Origin of the sequence: Jiangella alkaliphila, from assembly GCF_900105925.1 — a bacterium.
Lineage (GTDB): Bacteria > Actinomycetota > Actinomycetes > Jiangellales > Jiangellaceae > Jiangella > Jiangella alkaliphila.
The window spans coordinates 4895444-4913057 of sequence record NZ_LT629791.1 but is presented as its reverse complement, the minus strand read 5'-3'; the positions used below and the strand labels follow the sequence as shown (position 1 = coordinate 4913057).

The following is a 17614-nucleotide window of genomic DNA, read 5'->3' as shown; positions in this document are numbered from 1 at the left end:
GGACCGGCTGGACCTCAGCGCGGGGCGTGCAGCGTGGGCGCCGCGGCCAGCAGCGCCTGCGTGTACGGGTGCCGCGGGTCCTCGTAGACGCGTTCGGTCGGCCCGGCCTCGACGATCGTGCCGCCGCGCATGACGGCGACGTGGTCGGTGGCGAACCGGACGACGCGCATGTCGTGCGAGACGATCAGCAGCGCCAGGTGCCGCTCTGCCCGGATCCGGTGCAGCAGCATGAGGATCTGCGCCTGCACCGAGACGTCGAGCGCGGACGTCGGCTCGTCGGCGACGATCAGGCTGGGCTCGACGACGAGTGCGCGGGCCAGCGCGACCCGCTGCAGCTGGCCGCCGGAGAGCGCCCGCACCGGCCGGTCGGCCATCGCGCCCGGCAGCCCGACGCTCTCCAGCGTGGCGCGGACGGTGGCGTCGCGGGACCGGCGGTCGCCGATGCCCAGGACGGTCAACGGGTCGCGGACCACGGCGCCGACGGACAGCCGCGGGTTCAGGGAGCTGCGCGGGTCCTGGAACACCATCGCGGCGTCGCGGCCGAGCCGGCGGAACCGCGCAACCCGCGGCAGCCGGTAGATGTCCTGCTCGCGGTGCAGGACGTGGCCCGCCGCTGGCTCGATCAGGCCCAGCAGCGACCGCGCCAGCGTGGTCTTGCCCGAGCCCGACTCGCCGATCAGCCCGACGGCCTGGCCCGCGCGGACGGTGACGCTGACGCCGTCGACCGCCAGAGTGCGTGACCGCGTGCTGCCGTAGTCGACGACGACGTCGCGGGCCTCGACGATCGCCTCGCGAGCGTGGCCGCCGCCGTCGTCGGCGTCCTCGGCGCGATCACGCACGCGGGCAGGCGCGGGCCGGGGTGGCGGCTCCGTCAGCGGGTGGAAGCAGGCGAGCAGCCGGGCGCCGCCGGCGAGCAGGTCCGGCCGGGTGGCGCAGGCGTCGTCGGCGCGGGCGCAGCGGTCGCGGAACCGGCAGCCGGACGCGAACTCGGCCGGCTGGCGGACGTGGCCGGGAATCGGCGCCAGGTCCGGCCAGCGCTCCTCCAAGCTGCGGCTCGCGTTCAGCAGGCCGGCGGTGTACGGGTGCCGCGGCCGGCCGAGCACCTCGGCGGTCGGGCCGGACTCGACCACCTGGCCGGCGTACATCACCGTCGTCCGGGCGGCCACCTCGGAGACCAGGGCGAGGTCGTGGCTGATGAACATCAGCGCGAAGCCGCGGCTCTCCTGCAGACCGCGGAGCAGCTCGACCACCTGCCGCTGCACGGTGACGTCCAGCGCCGTCGTCGGCTCGTCGGCGATGACGAGGGCGGGGTCGCGGGCCAGCGCGATCGCGATCAGCACGCGCTGGCGCTGCCCGCCGGACAGCTGGTAGGGCCGGGCGCCCAGGATGCGGGCGGAGTGCTCCAGCCCCACCGCGTCGAGCAGCTCCTCCGGCGTCGACGACGCCCCCAGCTTGCACACCTGGCGCAGCTGACGTCCGACGGTGAGGCCGGGGTTCAGGCTGGTCATCGCGTCCTGGAAGACGACGCCGATGCCGGCCCCGCGGACGCGGCGCAGCTCGCGCCGGGACAGCGCGCGGAGGTCGCGGCCCTGGAAGGCGACCGTCCCGGACGCCTTCGCGGTGGGCGGTAGCACGTGCGCGGCGGCCAGCCCGAGCAGCGTCTTCCCGCAGCCCGACTCGCCGACGACGGCGACCGCCTCGCCCGGGTGGACGGTGAGGCCGACGCCGTCCAGCACCGGCACGTCGCCGTACCGCTTGGGGAAGCGCACCCGCAGGTCGCGCAGGTCCAGCAGCGGCGCCTCGTTCGTCGTCATCGCGACCTCAACCGGGTGCCGACGGCCTCGGAGCATCGGTTCAGCACCAGCACCGCGGCGACGATGGCGAGGCCGGGGAACAGCGACACCCACCACGCGCCGGCGCCCATCACCGCCTGGCCGTCGCTGATGATGTTGCCCCACGACGGCGCCGGCGGGCGGATGCCGGCGCCGATGAACGACAGCGCCGCCTCGGTCACCACGGCGTCGGCCATGACCAGCGTCGTGTAGACCATCACCGGCAGGGCCGCGTTGAGCCCGATGTGGTAGCCGACCACGCGGATCTTCCTGCTGCCGAACAGCGTCGCGGCGGTGACGTAGTCCTCGCCCTGCTCGGTGAAGACGGCCGCCCGGACAACCCGCGCCATCGACGGCGTGTAGATGACGCCGAGCACGACGACCGTGGCCCACAGGCTGGGCCCGATCGCCGCGGCGAGCACGACCGCGAGCAGGATGCCGGGGAAGGCCAGCCCGACGTCCATGACCCGCATGATCAGCTCGTTGACCCAGCCGCGGCTGCTCGCCGCGAGCGCGCCGAGCAGGCCGCCGCCGAGCAGCGCCGCGCCTCCCGAGCAGACCGCCACGAGCAGGCTCAGCCGCGCGCCGTAGACGACCCGCGACAGCACGTCGCGGCCGAGCTGGTCGGTGCCGAACCAGTGCTCGCCCGACGGCGCCTGCAGGGCCGCGGCGCCGTCGATGGCCCTCGGCGAGTACGGCATCAGCAGCGGCAGCACCACCAGCACCACGACCAGCACGACGGCGGTGCCGGCCAGTCAGCGTGCGCCCGGCCGGGCCCGCAGGACCGCGCGGATCATGGCCGCACCACCTCCGCGCTGCGCGGGTTCAGCAGCAGGTACAGCAGGTCGATCACAACGTTGACCAGCACGTACGAGACCGCGCCGACGATCGCCACGCCGCGGACGATGCCGAGGTCGCCCTGCCGGACACCGGTGACCAGCAGCGTCCCCATGCCGGGGATGGTGAAGACGGTCTCGACGAGGATCGCGCCGGACATCATCGCGCCGACGTAGACGCCGAGCACCGTGATCGGCGTGATCAGCGCGTTGCGCAGCACGTTGGTGACCAGCACCGTGCCGGTCGGCAGCCCCGCGCAGACCGCCGTCCGCACGTAGTCCTTGGCCAGCTCGTCGGCGACGGAGGCGCGGATCACCCGTGTCATCGCGGCGGCGAACGGCAGCGCCAGCACGATCGCCGGGCCGATCAGCGACGAGAACCAGTAGCTGAACCCGGCCGACAGCGGCGTGTACCCGCCCACCGGCAGCATGCCGAGCCCCACCGCGAACAGCTGCACGAACAGCAGGCCGATCCAGAACTGCGGCGCGGCCTGGAAGAACGCCGCCACCACACTGATGGCGCGGTCGGCCGGACGGCCCTCGTGCCGGGCCGCGACGATCCCCAGCAGCAGCGACGCCGTCACCGCGATGACCGTCGCCAGCAGCATCAGCTGGAGGGTGATCGGCAGCGCCATGCGGATCAGCTCGTTGACCGACTCGGCCCGGACGACCGAGTCGCCCAGGCGCAGCTGGAGGAGGTCGCCGAGGAACCGGACGAACCGCACCGGCAGCGGGTCGTCGAGGCCGTTCTCCGCCGCGAACCGGGCCCGCTGCTCGGCGTCGGCGAACACCCCCAGCGCCGCCCGGGCGGGGTCGTTCGGCGACAGGTCGACGACCACGAAGACGGTGAAGACGACGCCGAGCAGGATCAGCGGTGCCAGCAGCAACCGCCGGAGCACGAAGCGGACGTGCGGCGCGGCGGCGTCGACCGACGTCATCCGGTGACGCCGTCCAGGTCGAACCCGGCGGTGGGCAGCGGCCGGAACCCCTGCAGCGTGTCGGACCAGCCGGTGAGGTAGTCGGCGCGGTGCAGCCGGGCCAGCGGCGCCTGGACCTGCAGGATGTTCTGCGCCTCGGCCAGCGCCGCGGACCGCGCGGCCGCGTCGGGCGTGGTCAGCGCGACGTCGAGCAACTGCTCGACGCGGTCGCGCTCGGGGACGTTCCAGTAGAGGAACTCGCGCGGGATGGTGCCGTAGAAGGACCAGCGCAGCAGGAACTCCGCGTCCGTCGCGCCCAGTGCCGCGGTGTCGGTCATGATGAGGAACAGCTGGTAGCTGCCCTCGGTGACGCGCGCGTACAGCGACTCCAGCTCGCCCGGGACGACGTTCGGCTCGAACCCGACCGCCCGCAGGTTCTCCTCGATGATCGGGGTCTGCGAGGCGAGGAACTCCAGGTTGCCGGCGATGAAGTCGATCGGGACGCCGCCGGCTCCGTATCCGGCGTCGGCCAGCAGCTGGCGGGCGTGGTCGGGGTCGTACCGGTAGATCAGCTCGGGCTCCACCCACTCCGGGTTGTCGGTGGTCATGACGCCGTCCCAGGCCGGCGTGGCGTGCCCGAAGAAGCTGGTCTGGGTGATGGTGTCGCGGTCGATCGCGAACAGCACGGCCTGCCGCACGCGGACGTCGTCGAACGGCGGCTTCCCGCAGTGGAACATCAGGCCGGTCTGGTGGTCGCCGGGTGCGCCCTCGACCTGGAGGCCGTCCATGCCGGCGAGGCTGTCGAACGAGCTGCTCGGGACGTCCTCGATGACGCGGGTCCGGCCGCTGCGCAGCCCGGCGACGCGGGCATTGCCGTCGGCGGTGACGGTGATGCCGACCTCGTCGAAGCTCACCCGGGCCGGCCCGGTGTAGTCGGAGAACAGCGTCAGCGCGACCTCCTGGCCGGACACCACCGACTGGACGCGGTACGGCCCGGTGCCGACCGGCGCGATCGTCAGGGCGTCGGGGGAGCTCTCGATCGCGCGCCGCGACATCCCCTTGACCAGCACCAGCCGCTGCGCGAGCAGCGTGGTCGGCTGGGTGAGCAGGAGCTCGACCTCGTGCTCGCCGACGGCAGTGACGGACTCGACGATCTCGAAGAACCGGGCGAACAGCGACGCGGCGGCCGGGTCCTTGATGCGCTGGATGGTGAAGACGACGTCGTCGGCGGTCAGCGGGGTGCCGTCATGGAACACCGCGTCGGTGCGCAGCGGGATGCGGTACGTGGTCGGGTCGATCTCCTGTGGCAGGTCGGCGGCCAGCTCAGGCGTCAGGTCGGCGCGCGGCGGGAACGGGTCGAGCCGGTACAGCGACTCGTAGACGAACCGGTTGATCGCGATGGTGCCGACGGTCGCGGCCGTGGTCGGGTCGAGGTCGGCGAAGGTGTTCGCCATCGCCGTGCGCAGCACCGGATCGCCGCCGCCGGGCGAGCCGTCGCCGTCGCCGGAACCGCCCGGTGGCGACTCGGCCGTGCACGCGGCGGCTATGGAGCCGAGCCCGGCGACCGCCAGGCCGGCGCCCGCGGCGCGCAGCACCTGCCGCCGGCTGAGCAGGTCGGGCCACCGGAACACGTCGTGGGGGACAGGCGGCATGGGGGGCCTCCTCCACTGGTTGTCCAGCGAACCTAATCCGCCCTCCGAGCAGGTGTCAACGGCCGGTATAACTGATTCACTAGGTGAAACGGATGTTCGGCGGAGTGATCATGAGGTCAGCCGGAACGTGGGGACGAACGCCGGGTCGGTGAGGGCAGGGCGGTCGGCGCGGAAGGCGTCGATCGGGTACGGCGTCGAGCCGTCCGCCGCGAGGTCGGCGAGGATCCGGCCGAGCAGCGACGCGAACTTGGCCGCGTGGCCGCCGCCGACGAAGGCGACGACGCGCGGGTGGCCGGGGACGTGGTCGAGGATGAACTCGCGGTCCGGCGGCAGGTCGTAGACGCAGGTCTTGCTGACCAGCTCCGGCCCGGCGGCGCCGGGCAGGCGGTCGCGCAGGAACGCCGCGACCTCCTCCGTCGCGGCCGGGTCGGGGACGTCGCTGCGGGTCTCCTGGGTGACGAACCGGCCGCTGAGGTCGCGGGCGGCCTTGACGGCGACCTCGCCGTAGACGGGGAAGCCGTAGAAGAACGCCTCGCCGTGCCAGATCCACATCGGGAACCGGTCCGGGGCGAAGTCGCGCAGGTTCGGGGTGGCGAAGTAGCTGACCTGCTCCTGGCTCAGCGTGATCGGCCAGTCGACGCCGAGGCTCGGCAGCAGGGTCGGCGTCCAGGAGGCGGCGCACAGCACGACCGAGCCGGCGGTGAACTCGCCCCGGCTGGTGGTGACGGTGATGTGCGTGTCCGTCGATGTCAGCCCGAGCACGGTGGTGCCGGGGGCGAACTCGACGCCGCGGCCGCGGGCCAGCGCGATGTGCGCGGCGGTGGCGCGGCGGACGTCGAGGATGCCGCCGTCCGGCTGGAACAGGCCGACGACGTCGTCGTCGATGCGCCACTGCGGCCACCGCGACCGCACCTCGGCTGCGTCCAGGCGCTCCCACGTCACGCCCTGCGCCGCGAGCGGATGCAGGGAGGACTCGTACCGGTTCAGTTCCTGCTCGCCGGGGGTGCCGGCGACGGCGAGGTCGAGGCCGCCGACCTTGAACACCAGCTGCAGGCCGGTCTCGTCCTCGACCTCGTCCCAGGCGGCGTAGGCGGCCGGCGTGAGCGCGGTGTAGGTGGTGGAGTGGTAGGTGTGCCGGATGATGCGGGAGTGGTCCTCCGACGCGCCGCGGGTGTGGCCGAGCTCGTACTGCTCCAGCACCAGCACGTCGGTGTGGCCGGCCGCGGCCAGCCGGTACGCGGCGGCCGAGCCCAGCGCCCCGGCCCCGATGACGATGTGGTCGTAGGCGGTCTTCACGAACGGCCCTCCAGGACGGGTGCGAAGTGCGCGGCCAGCAGGTCGGTCAGCGCGTCCAGGTAGCGCGTCCCGCGGGCGGCGTCGGCCGGCCGGGCGTCGCCGAGGACGCCGTTGGCCGACAGCGCGGCGGTGCCGCCGGTGAACACCCGCCGGGCGGTCTCGTCGTCGAAGACACCGTCGAAGCCCTGGACGGCGGCGCTCATGTCGACCAGGTCGGGCCGCTCGGCCAGCAGGATGGACGTCTCGGCCTCGCCCGCGTGCACGCCGCCGACCTCGGGTGCGATGCCGTCGTCGCGGCCGACCCGCTCGAGCACGGCGATGAACGCGCTGAGGTCGGTGTACGGGACGAACCGGGCTCCGCCGACGTCGCCGCCGGTGGACTCGAGCAGCTGCGCCAGCGGCGCGAAGTTGCCGCCGTGGCTGGGCACCACCAGCACCGTCTCGAACCCGTGCGCGGCCAGGCTGCCGACGTACTGCAGGACGACCGCCTGGAACGTCTCGGTGTCGAGGGTCAGCGTGCCGGGGAAGGCCATGTGGTGGGTGGCGACGCCGAACGGCACCGTCGGCCCTACGAGGACGTCGCCCAGCCGCGGCGCCAGCCGGCTGACCAGGGCGTCGCCGAGCAGGGTGTCGGCAGCGAGTGGCAGATGTGGGCCGTGCTGCTCGGTGGACCCGACGGCGAACAGGGCGGTCCGCTGCCCGGCGTCGAGGGCGGCCCGCACCCGCGGCCAGGACACGTCGGTCAGTCGCAGCACTCCGGCGCTCATCGCCCTATCGAACCATGAGCGCCGGAGGCTGCTGGGGGACGGTCAGCGCTGCGCGACCACCTGGAAGGTGAGCGTGTCGGCGTAGCGGCGGCCGTGGACGTCGGTGGCCGTGACGTGCGCCCGGTGGGTACCCGGGGCCAGGTCGGCCGGCAGGTCGAAGCGCCACAGGTGCATGGTCCGGTCGGCCACGCTGCCGCCGTGCACGAGCTGCTCGGCGACGGCGACCGGGTCGGAGTACTCGGGGCCGATGAGCTGGTCCTCGCCCTGCATGGCCTGGGTGCGGACGGCCTGGACGGGGCGGCCGCGGTCGAGGCGGACGGTGACGGTGGAGCCGGTGCCGCCGATGAAGAAGTTCGTCGTCAGCCAGGTGCCGCCGGCGAGGTCGGCCTGGTCGACGACGAGCGGGTCGCCCAGCTCGGGGGCGGCGCCGGCCGGATTGTCGTTCCAGGCGTCCCGGGCGACGAACCAGTCGCGGTAGGCCGGCGTGTTGAGGCCGAGTTGGGTCTGCTCCCGGTCCGGCTCGCCGGTGACGGTGAACCGCTCCTGGAACGAGGCGTCGTCGAGCTCGAGGGTGAGGACGCCCGGCCGGCCGCCGTCGCGCTGCAGGGCGGTGGGGTAGCCGTCCTCGGTGACCCGGCCGGAGAACCAGTCGCCGGCGATCGCGCCCACGGTCAGGTGCGGGAACGGCAGCGAGTCGACGCCGAACAGGTCGTTCCAGCCCTGCATGGAGTCGCCGGTGCGCAGGTTCTCGATCGAGTGGCTGTGCCCGGCCAGCGCGACCGCCTTGCGGCCGTGCAGCAGCTCGTACACCTCGCGGACCTGGTCCACCTGGTGGATCGCGCTGCCCTCGTCGGCCCAGTTCAGCAGCCCGATGTGGCCGGCGATGACGATGAGCTTGTCGCGGTCGACCTGGGCGAGGTCCTGGCGCAGCCACTCCATCTGGGTGGCGTCGATGAACCCGTTGTAGCGCGGCCGGTTGACCGGGTCGTTGCACTCCGGGCGCAGGCCGTCGGCGTTGTCGAGGTCGGGGGTGCACGGGTAGCGCACCGTGTTCAGCGCGATGACGTGCGCCTCGCCGACGTCGTAGGAGAAGTACGCCGGCGCGAGCTGCGCCCGGAACGTGTCGAACGAGTGCTCGGCCGTCGTGGCGTCGAAGTCGAGGTCGTGGTTGCCGGGCAGGAACCGGGCCGGCCCGTTCGTCTGCGCCGTCAGCCCCTTCACCTCGTCGTAGAGCGAGAGGTCGTCGCCGACCACGTCGCCGACGAAGAGGCTGCCGCAGCCCTGGTAGTCGTCGCGGCGGGAGAGGTCGCGAATGGCGCCCTTGCGGGCGTACTCGACCTCGGTGATGTTGTACGTCTGCAGGTCGCCGGCGATGATGCAGTTCAGGTCGCTGTCGTCGGTCAGGCGGCTCTCGACCAGCGGGAAGTTCACCGCGTCGGGGATCGGGCCGGTCGGCTCGATGCCGCCGTAGCGCAGCTCGGGCGAGCCGGCGGGCAGGTGGTTGTAGTGGAACTGCGCGACGTTGGAGTCGTCGACGGGCACCTGGTAGCCCGCGGGCTGGGTGACGAAGACCGTCATGTTGTCGTGGACGGGCAGCTGGTAGCGGCCGCGCGAGTCCGTGGTCACCACGTCACGCCCGTTGGAGACCTCGACGCCGCGCAGGCCGCGCTCGTTCCGGTCGTGGTGGCTGTCGCGGTCGCGGTCGTTGAAGACGGTGCCGTTCAGCACCGTGGGGTCGGCGGGGCCGTCGTCGCTGCGGACGACCTCGATCTGGCCGCGGTAGGCGGTGTCGTCCCAGTCCTGGTACCGCCCGGACGCCGCGGCGCCGGGCGTCGCGACAGTCGCCGCGACGGCGGCGATGCCGGCGAGGCCGGCCACCGCGGCGAGGACGCGATCTCTCGAAGACATGCAGGGTTCTCCCGGGTGTCGTCGGGTGTGCCGGCCGGACCCGGCCGGCACACCCGCGACCCTTCCGGATCATCCGGAACATCCCGGTAACGCAGCCCGACCAGACCGTGACCGCCGGGTTGTCTTCGGGTCGTCACGCCGGTAGCGGGACGGCAGGACCCGCGGCGTCGCGCCGCCACACGTTGGCAGGTTAGGCTTTCCTCACTTCTGTCGTCGTAGGTTCGAGGAGTGCGGATGGCCGTCGGTGCCGACCTGCCCATGCGGTTCTTCCGAGCGGAGGTGGTCGAGGCCCGGCCGATCTGCGCCGACATGGTGCGGGTCGTGTTCGGCGGGCCGGACCTGAGCGGGTTCGCGTCGACCCAGGTGGGCGACGAGTACCTGCGCATCTTCTTCCCGCCCGAGGGTGCGGAGCCGGTGCTGCCCGTGATCCACCCCGACGGCCGCTGGACCTACCCCGACGACGCCGAGCCGTCGCCGATGCGCACGTACACGGTCCGCGACTTCCGCCGCGGCCGCGGCGAGCTGGTCATCGACTTCGTCGTGCACGACGGCGGGGTGGCGGCGGCGTGGGCACAGCGGGCGGCGCCGGGCGACGTCGTCACCGTCAACACGCCGACCGGCATGTACGACCCGCCCGCCGACCTGAGCTGGCAACTGCTGCTGGCCGACGCCGCGGGGCTGCCGGCGGCGACGCGGATCCTGGATGCGGTGCCGGACGGCGTCCGCACCCGCGCGGTGCTCGAGGTGCCGTCACCGGCGCATCGGGTCGAGCTGCCGGGCGGCGCGGGCGTCGAGGTGGTGTGGCTGTACGGCGGCAACGGGCACGGCCCCAGCCGGCTGTCCGGCGCGCTGCGCACGGCGGAGCTGCCGAGGGGCAGCGGGTACGTCTGGGTGGCCGGCGAGACCGCGGTGCTGCGCGACGCCCGCCGCTACCTGCGGCACGAGCTGAAGCTGCCGCCGTCGGCGTACAAGGTGGTCGGCTACTGGACCGACAACGGCGAGGAGTACAACCGCCGCCTGGCCGCCCTCGACGAGGCCACCCAGCAGTGGTTGCTCGCGCCGTGGGAGTCCAGCGCCGACGAGGAGGAGCAGGAGGACGAGTACATCGCCCGGCTGGAGTCGCTCGGCCTCTAGCGCCGACCGCTCGGATCGGTCAACGGCGCACCGGATAGCGCAGGTGAAGCACCCGGTTGCCCTGAATCACCACGTCGGGATCCTCCAGCAGGTGCTGCGCGTCGACCGACCCGAAGTAGCGCTTGCCGGACCCGAGCACGACGGGTACGACGTCCATGCGCACCTCGTCGACCAGGCCCGCGGCAAGCGCCTGGCCACCGACGTCGCCGGCGGCGACCTCGACGATGCGGTCACCCGCAAGCTCCTGCGCCTTGGCCACGGCTGCCTCGACGCCGTCGACGAAGTGGAACGGCGCCTCGGGGTCCCAGCCCTCGGGCGCCGGCCGGTGCGTCACGACGACCACGTGGTCGATCCCGCCCGGAGGCTTCCCGTCCCAGCCGTCGGTCAGGTCGAAGACGTGGCGGCCGGCGATCGTCACCCCGATCTGGTCCCAGTACGCCCGGGTGTGGTCGTAGGACACCTGCGACACCTTCACCTCGCCGCTTTCATCCAACGGGACGTCACCGCTGGTCAACCAGTCGAACAGCGGCCCGGGCTGGTCGTTCTCGTCCGCGACGAAGCCGTCCACCGACACCGAGGCATACATGACTACGTTGCCCATGGGGCTCTCCTCTGCTTTGTGATGCCCCCATAGTGGCGTGTCGTGAGCTGTCGCTCTTGTAAGAAATCAATCGGCCGGCAGCGGCCAGCCGTACAGCGTGTGGCCGGGATGTTCGCGCAGGAACCGCCGCCGGACTTCGACGTACCGGGTCGGCGTGAGCCCGGTGAACTCGCGGAACTCGTGGCCGAAGTGGGCCTGGTCGAAGTAGCCCGCGCGAGCGGCGAGATCGCCCCAGTCGATCGGTTCGGCGGGGTTGATCGGGAGCACGGTGGCGGTGAAGCGTTGGGTGCGGGCCAGCCGCTTCGGTGTGACGCCGACGAGCTCCTTGAACCGCTGTGCCAGATGAGTGCTGCTGACACCGGCTGCCACGCTCAGGTCGCCGATCGCCACCGTCCCGCTGGTGGCCGCGATGACGCTGCTCGTATGGCGGACCAGCCCCAGGCCGGCGGTCTCGCATAGCCGTCGCATCAGCTCTTCCTCGAGCAGCGTCAGCATCTCGTGCGGTCCGTCCGCCGTGGCCAGCCGGTCTCGCAGGTCAGCAATGGCGGGCCGGCCCCAAACCTGCTCGATCGTCACCGGCCGGTCACACAGCTCCGCCGCGGGCATCGGCAGGAACGGCGCCAGCCCCCATGGCTTGACGTGCACGCCGACGGAACGTGTCCGGGGTGGGTAGCCGAACTCCAACGCGCGGGTGGGCATGGTGACCACGCAGCCGTCGGCGTACTCGGCCGTCTCGAGGTCGGTGCCGGCGCGGATGCTGAACGGCGCCCCGAGGTTGACGATGAGCAGCGCCGACGGGCTCGGCGGCAGCAACAGCCGGGCGTACGGCGGCGCACCCTCCAGGTAGTAGAGGTCGTCGATCAGCCCGTCCAGTGGCGGTCGCGGCGCTCTGGACACGTACTCCACGCGCCCAGTATCGCCGACCCCCGCCGACATCACCCCTCCGCGCTCTCACCCGGACCGGAGGAGGCGGGCGGGCGGCGACGGGGCGAACCTGGCCACGGACACTCGCGCAACGGTGAGGGGAGCCGTGATGACGTGGCCGATCGCGGCGAAGCTGCGCTACATCGACGAGACGCTGAGCTGGCTGGCCGACTACCGCCGCCGCTGCGACGACCCCGGTGAGCTGCTGCGCATCCACACCGCGATCGACGGCTGGCTGGACGAGCGGATCGGGCTGATGCGCCGGGCGGAGCGGCTGGGCCTGGCCGGCGGCCCTCAGGAACCGAGCAGCGTCGCGTAGCTGCCGGGCGTCCGGCCGAAGTGCCGGCGGAAGGCGTTGATGAACCCGTTGACGCTGCGGTAGCCGACCCGGCCGGCGACCGCGGCCACCGGCAGCCGGTCAGCCAGCAGCGGCAGCGCCGCGCGCAGCCGCACCTGGGTGCGCCAGTCGGTGAACGTCATGCCGGTCTCGGCGACGAACGCGCGGCGCAGGGTCTTCTCGCTGACGTGCAGGGCGGCGGCCCACTCGTGCAGGCTGCGGGGGTCGCCGGGGGAGCGGACCAGCGCCTGCGCCAGCTCGCGCGCCCGCCCGGCCGCCGGCATCGGGACGTCCGCCGCTGGGCCGGCGCCGGAGTGCAGGAGGCCGGGGTGCACCAGGCCGGGGCGCAGCAGGTCGGCCAGCAGCGCGCGGGCCCGCTGGGCGGCCGCGTCGGGCAGGTCCGGCCGGGCGAGGTACAGCATGACCTGCCGCAGCATCGGGTCGGCGGCGACGACCGTGGTGGTGGTCCAGGTGATCGGGCAGTCGGCCGGCCACAGGTAGAGGCAGTAGAGCTGGGTCGGACGGGTCGCGCGCAGCGCGTGCGGGGTGCCGGCCGGGATCCACACCGCCTGCGATGGCGGCAGCAGCCAGCTCCCGCCCGCCTCGACCACCAACTGGCCGTGCGCCACCCAGGACAGCTGGTGCTCGGCGTGCTCGTGGGTGGTGAAGCCGGTCTGCCGCGGGAGGTCGAAGCGGGTCAGCCAGAACTCCTCGGCGCCGTCGAGTCCGCCGCCGAACGAGCGCGCGAACACCAGACCTCCGACCGTCGACGTCCGCGGCGTGATGTGAGGCGACCGCTGGGTTGGACCACTACCAGGTTAGCCGAACCTAACCTGACGGTGACGCCCGACCCCGAGAGGACATCGCTGCGATGGCGGACCAGACCCGCGCCCCCGGACGCCGGCTGCTGCGGGAGATCTTCTGCCAGCGCCGGCGCGTGCTCGTGACCGGCCTGCTCTGCGGCCTGGCCGGTCAGCTCGGCTACCTGGCCACGCCCGCGCTCGTGCAGCGCGCCGTCGACGACGGGCTGGACGCGGGCGCGGCGGGCCGGACCGCCGGGTGGGCGCTGGCCGTCGTCGGGCTGGCCCTGCTCGTGCTCGTCGGCGGGACGCTGGGCGAGCGGCTGACCCGGCACGCGGCCAACGTGACCGCGCTGGACCTGCGCGAGCGGCTGCTGGACCGGGCCGGCGCCGCCGACGGCGCCGTGACCGCCCGGTTCGAGCGCGGCGACCTCGCCTCCAGGGCCGAGCGCGACGTCCTGACCGTCGCCGACTGGGTCGACAAACTGACGTACTGGACGCTGTCGCTGAGCACGATCGTCGTCGTGGTGCCGGCGATCGCGACGCTGCATCCGCGGCTGCTGGTCGTGACGGCCGCGATGGCGCCGCTGGTCGTCGCCACCCAGCTGATCTTCCCGCCCCGGTTCGCCGCCGCGGCCGAGAAGCTGGCCGGCGCGCACGCCCGCCGGGCCGGCGCGGTCGAGGAGCTGCTGTCCGCGGCCGGCGCGGTGCGCGGGCTCGGCGGCACCGGCCGGCTGGTCCGCCGGCACGCCGACGCCAGCGGCGAGGTCACGGTGCACACGCTGACCGTCGCCCGGGTGGCCGCCTGGTGGGCGTCGGTGCCGCCGTCGGTGCCGCGGCTGGCGATCGCGGCCGGCCTGGCGACGGGCGGGCTGGCCGTGCTCGACGGCGGGCTGAGCATCGGCGGCCTGATCGCCTACACGTCCTGGATGACGATGCTGACCATCGCGCTGAGCTTCCTGGTGCTGCTGGTGTCGAACCGGCGCGAGGCCGAGGTGTCGGGGACGCGGATCGCGGCGGTGCTGGATACGCCGTCGCCGCGCGGACCGGCCGGCGCTGCCATTCTCCCCGAACGCGGCGACCTGGTGCTGGACGAGCTGTCCGCCCGCACGGGCAGCGGCGGCGAGCCGACGGAGCCGCTGCGGCTGACGGCCGCGCCCGGCGAGCTGGTCGTGCTGCGCGGCCCGGTCGGCAGCGGCAAGTCGTCGCTGCTGCGGGCGGTCGCCCGGCTGGACGATCCCGCGGCGGGCACCGTCCGGTTCGGCGGCGCCGACGTCGCACGCGCGGACCGGATGGACTGGTGGGCGAGGATCGGCTACGTGCCGCAGCGGCCGCTGGTGCTCACCGGCACCATCGCCGACAACGTCAGGCTCGGCCGCGCGGCCGGCGACGACGAGGTCGCCTGGGCCTGCCGGGTGGCCGGCGCCGACGGGTTCGTCCGCGCGCTGCCGGCCGGGTACGAGACGGCGGTCGGCGAGCGCGGGACGACGTTGTCCGGCGGGCAGGTGCAGCGGCTGGCGCTGGCCCGCGCGCTGCTCGGCCGGCCGCGGGTGCTGCTGCTCGACGACGTCACCTCGGCGGTCGACGTCGGCACCGAGCGGGCGATCCTGGACCGGCTGCGCACCGAGCTGCCCGACACCGCGATCGTCGCCGTGTCGCACCGCACGCAGTTCCGGGACCGGGCCGACCGCGTCGTCGACCTCCAGGCCCCGATAACGGTCGGGAGCATCGATGGCTGAGGAGCCCGTGCTGGAGGAGGCGCCGCCCACCCGCGGCGTGTACCGGCGCTTCGCCGCCGTGGCCCGGCCGTACCGGCGCGAGGCGTTGCTCGCGCTGGCCGTCAGCGTGCTCAGCGCCGGCGCGCTGGTGTCGATGGCGCCGATCATCGGCCGGGCGATCGACGAGCTGGTGCAGCGGTCGCGGTCCGGGCTGTTCACCGCGGTCGCCGTGCTGGCGGTGGTCGTCGTCGCGCGGATCTTCCTGCTGCGCACGTCCGAGGTGTTGCTGACGCGGACCGGCGAGCGGGTGGTGCGCGACCTGCGCGACACCGCGGTCGCCCGCATCGCGTCGGCGCCGCTGCGGTTCCTCGAGTCGCACCGGGTCGGCGACCTGCTGCAGCGCACCACGGGCGAGGTCGCCACCGTCACCGACTTCGTCCGCCAGCAGCTGCCCGACGTCGTCAACCTGTCGCTGTCGCTGCTGCTCACGCTGGGTGTGCTGCTGTCGTACTCGCCGCTGCTGACGTTGATCACGCTGGCCGTGACGCTGCCGGCGACCTGGCTGGTGATCCGCTGGTTCCGGCGCGACGCGAAGGCCGCCTACGGGCGGGTGGCGGCCGACCGCGCGGGCATCGCGGCGACGTTCACCGAGACGCTGGCCGGCCGCGAGACGCTGGACCTGACCGGCGGCATGCCGGAGCGGCGGCGCCGGTTCGCCGCCCAGGCCGAGGCCCTGCGCGCCGCCGAGGACCACACCGTCGACGTCGAGCTGCGGCTGCGGCTGATCGGCTTCCTGGAGGGCCTGTCCATCGCCGTCCTGCTGGTCGCCGGCGCCTGGCTGGCGGGGGAGGGCAGGCTCACCATCGGGACGGTCGCGGTCTTCGTGCTGGCGATGGCGAACCTGTTCGAGGGCGTGCTGCGGCTGTCGCAGGTGTTCGGCGAGCTGCAAGCGACCGCCGTCAGCCTGGCCCGGTTGCTGGACCTGCTGGACCGGACGGCGGACCGCTCGCCCGCTTCCGGCGCGACCCTGCCCGACGCCGGCGACCTCACCGTCCGCGGCGTCCGCTACGCCTACCGGCCCGGCACTGACGTGCTGGCCGGTGTAGACGTGACGTTCCCGCACGGCGCGCACGTGGCGATCGCGGGCCCGACCGGCTCGGGCAAGAGCACGCTGGTGAAGCTGGCCAGCGGCCTCTACCGGCCGGACGCGGGCACGGTCGTGTTCGGCGGCGTCGACCTCGCCACCGCGACCGAGGCGGAGGTGCGGCGGCGGATCGTCCTGGTGCCGCAGCAGGTGCACCTGGTCAGCGGCACGCTCGCGGACAACCTCGCATTGGTGCCGCACGACCCGGCCCGGGCGGAGCTGCTCGACGCCGTCGACCGGCTCGGGCTGACGTCGTGGCTGGCCGGGCTGCCGGACGGGCTGGACACCGTCGTCGGGCCGTACGGGTCGGCGCTGTCGGCCGGCGAGCAGCAGCTGGTCGGCATCGTCCGGGCCGCGCTGGTCGACCCGGCGGTGCTGATCCTCGACGAGGCCACCGCCGACCTCGACCCCGACGTCGCGGCCAGCATCGAGACCGCCGTCGACCGCGTGCGGGCCGGGCGGACGCTGATCCTGGTGGCGCACCGGCCGGAGACGATCGCCCGCCACGCGGCCGTCGTCAGGGTCGACGCCGGGGTGGTCGCGCTCAGCTGACGTGCGGGTGGAACAGCACCGGGTGCAGCAGCTGGGCGAGCTCGTCGACGGTGTCCAGCGGCCGGGCGAAGTCCAGCCGTACCCAGCGCCGTCGCGGCCGGCCGGTGTCGACGGTGAACCCGTACCGGTCCAGCCGGGCCGCGCGCGGGTGCTCGGCCTCGATCCCCGCCGACCCGAGCGCGGTGCGGAACCACGGCTCCAGCTCGTCGACGTGGTGGTCGGCGAGGTCGAGCAGCAGGTCGCGCTCGGCCTCGTGCAGCGGGTCCGGCTCGGCGGCGGCGTACTCGGCCGGGTCCAGCGGGCCGCCGCCCTGGTCGCTGACGAGGTGGACGCCGGTCAGGTGCAGCCGGTACAGGACGGCCTCGGTGCCGACGCCGAGCAGGCTGGGCAGCGGGTTGGCCGTGGCGAACTCCAGCGCGGCCGCGGTGCTGCTCTCACCGGGGTCGACGGGGTGCAGCCGGCCGCTGGCCCGGGCCCGGCCGAGGCTCGGCGCGTCGGCGGACGGCGGAACGTCGTCCACGCGGAGCACGCCGCCGGGCCCGACCGGGCCGCGTGCCCGCAACGCCTCCCGCAGCCCGCCGGCGGCCGGGACCAGCAGCAACGGTTGCCCGGCGTGATCGGTGCCGTGCCGGACCGGGAGCGGCACCGCGACGTCGTCGAGGAAGAGCAGGCCGGGCAGGCGGCCGCGCAGCAGCGTGCGGGCCCGCTCGGCGGGCGAGGGGCAGGTCATGGCCGCCTCCAGATGCGTCGAAAGGAAAGGCTAACCTAACCTGTCGACGCGGGATGCGACAGCCTCTCAGCCCATCGTGGCGAGGAACACGAAGAACACGATCAGGCCGGCCAGCAGTCCGAGCACCCCGCCGGTGAGCGCCCGCGCGCCGTCGTCGGTGAGGCCCCGCTCGGCGCGGTCCCACCCGATCAGGCCCAGCGTGATGGCGACGACGGCCGCGGGCAGCGCGACGAACTCGCCGACGATCGGGACGAACGCGAAGACCAGCGCGAGCACGCCGGTGAACAGGGCCGGGCCGCCGAGGCCGCGGGGACGGGGCTTGGTGGCCGGGTCACCTTCCATGCACACAGCTTCCCATGCCGGGATGACGGCCAAGGGTTCACGAAACGGTCACCGCCGTTTCGTTGCGCGGCTCGGTGAGCGTTCCCGGCGATCGGGACAATCCAGGGCGCTCCACCCACACCCG

Annotated in this window: 16 protein-coding genes; 4 read left to right on the top strand and 12 right to left on the bottom strand. The window is 73.7% G+C overall.

What is annotated here, in order from left to right:
* Positions 1-14 precede the first annotated feature (14 nt).
* From BLV05_RS22430 to BLV05_RS22400, 7 genes are all read right to left on the bottom strand, one after another.
* Positions 15-1814, bottom strand: coding sequence for a dipeptide ABC transporter ATP-binding protein (locus BLV05_RS22430; RefSeq protein WP_046772702.1), 1800 nt, complete (start codon positions 1812-1814; stop codon positions 15-17).
* A complete protein-coding gene (locus tag BLV05_RS22425; protein WP_046772703.1) occupies positions 1811-2569 on the bottom strand; it encodes an ABC transporter permease in 759 nt (252 codons plus the stop codon). Before BLV05_RS22425 ends, BLV05_RS22430 begins: the two co-directional genes overlap by 4 nt.
* A gap of 56 nt (positions 2570-2625) precedes the next feature.
* On the bottom strand, positions 2626-3606 hold the full coding sequence (locus tag BLV05_RS22420) for an ABC transporter permease (RefSeq protein WP_046772704.1): 981 nt from the start codon (positions 3604-3606) through the stop codon (positions 2626-2628).
* On the bottom strand, positions 3603-5237 hold the full coding sequence (locus tag BLV05_RS22415) for an ABC transporter substrate-binding protein (RefSeq protein ID WP_046772705.1): 1635 nt from the start codon (positions 5235-5237) through the stop codon (positions 3603-3605). Before BLV05_RS22415 ends, BLV05_RS22420 begins: the two co-directional genes overlap by 4 nt.
* Before the next feature lie 108 nt (positions 5238-5345).
* Positions 5346-6533, bottom strand: a complete 1188-nt coding sequence (gene solA / locus BLV05_RS22410) for an N-methyl-L-tryptophan oxidase (protein WP_046772706.1) — start codon at positions 6531-6533, stop codon at positions 5346-5348.
* Positions 6530-7300: a creatininase family protein gene (locus tag BLV05_RS22405; protein ID WP_046772707.1), complete on the bottom strand. Its 771-nt coding sequence runs from the start codon at positions 7298-7300 to the stop codon at positions 6530-6532. The genes solA and BLV05_RS22405 overlap by 4 nt, the downstream gene beginning before the upstream one ends.
* 42 nt (positions 7301-7342) lie before the next feature.
* Positions 7343-9208, bottom strand: coding sequence for a calcineurin-like phosphoesterase C-terminal domain-containing protein (locus BLV05_RS22400; RefSeq protein ID WP_046772708.1), 1866 nt, complete (start codon positions 9206-9208; stop codon positions 7343-7345).
* A gap of 234 nt (positions 9209-9442) precedes the next feature.
* On the opposite strand from BLV05_RS22400, the gene BLV05_RS22395 reads away from it, so the two are divergent.
* Positions 9443-10342, top strand: coding sequence for a siderophore-interacting protein (locus tag BLV05_RS22395; RefSeq protein ID WP_197683259.1), 900 nt, complete (start codon positions 9443-9445; stop codon positions 10340-10342).
* A gap of 19 nt (positions 10343-10361) precedes the next feature.
* Here BLV05_RS22395 and BLV05_RS22390 read toward each other — a convergent pair whose 3' ends face one another.
* Together BLV05_RS22390 and BLV05_RS22385 are read right to left on the bottom strand one after the other, a co-directional pair.
* Positions 10362-10943, bottom strand: coding sequence for a dihydrofolate reductase family protein (locus BLV05_RS22390; RefSeq protein WP_046772709.1), 582 nt, complete (start codon positions 10941-10943; stop codon positions 10362-10364).
* Positions 10944-11009: 66 nt separating this feature from the next.
* Entirely contained in the window at positions 11010-11879 is an 870-nt protein-coding gene (locus tag BLV05_RS22385) for a helix-turn-helix domain-containing protein (RefSeq protein ID WP_046772710.1), read from the bottom strand.
* Between the two features lie 97 nt (positions 11880-11976).
* On the opposite strand from BLV05_RS22385, the gene BLV05_RS22380 reads away from it, so the two are divergent.
* Positions 11977-12186 (top strand): hypothetical protein, encoded by a 210-nt coding sequence (locus tag BLV05_RS22380; RefSeq protein WP_046772711.1) that lies wholly within the window; start codon positions 11977-11979, stop codon positions 12184-12186.
* On the opposite strand, the gene BLV05_RS22375 is transcribed toward BLV05_RS22380, so the two are convergent.
* A complete protein-coding gene (locus BLV05_RS22375; protein WP_046772712.1) occupies positions 12162-12956 on the bottom strand; it encodes an AraC family transcriptional regulator in 795 nt (264 codons plus the stop codon). The genes BLV05_RS22380 and BLV05_RS22375 overlap by 25 nt on opposite strands.
* Positions 12957-13075: 119 nt before the next feature.
* Between BLV05_RS22375 and BLV05_RS22370 the strand changes: the two genes are divergently transcribed.
* Positions 13076-14743 (top strand): ABC transporter ATP-binding protein, encoded by a 1668-nt coding sequence (locus BLV05_RS22370; RefSeq protein WP_052763156.1) that lies wholly within the window; start codon positions 13076-13078, stop codon positions 14741-14743.
* Positions 14736-16418, top strand: a complete 1683-nt coding sequence (locus tag BLV05_RS22365) for an ABC transporter ATP-binding protein (RefSeq protein ID WP_046772713.1) — start codon at positions 14736-14738, stop codon at positions 16416-16418. The genes BLV05_RS22370 and BLV05_RS22365 overlap by 8 nt, the downstream gene beginning before the upstream one ends.
* On the opposite strand, the gene BLV05_RS22360 is transcribed toward BLV05_RS22365, so the two are convergent.
* Both BLV05_RS22360 and BLV05_RS22355 read right to left on the bottom strand, forming a co-directional pair.
* The gene (locus BLV05_RS22360; RefSeq protein ID WP_046772714.1) at positions 16411-17148 is read right to left on the bottom strand and encodes a hypothetical protein; all 738 of its coding nucleotides are present in this window, start codon (positions 17146-17148) and stop codon (positions 16411-16413) included. The two genes, BLV05_RS22365 and BLV05_RS22360, sit on opposite strands and share 8 nt — an antisense overlap.
* Before the next feature lie 66 nt (positions 17149-17214).
* Positions 17215-17490, bottom strand: coding sequence for a hypothetical protein (locus tag BLV05_RS22355; RefSeq protein ID WP_046772715.1), 276 nt, complete (start codon positions 17488-17490; stop codon positions 17215-17217).
* Positions 17491-17614: the final 124 nt, after the last annotated feature.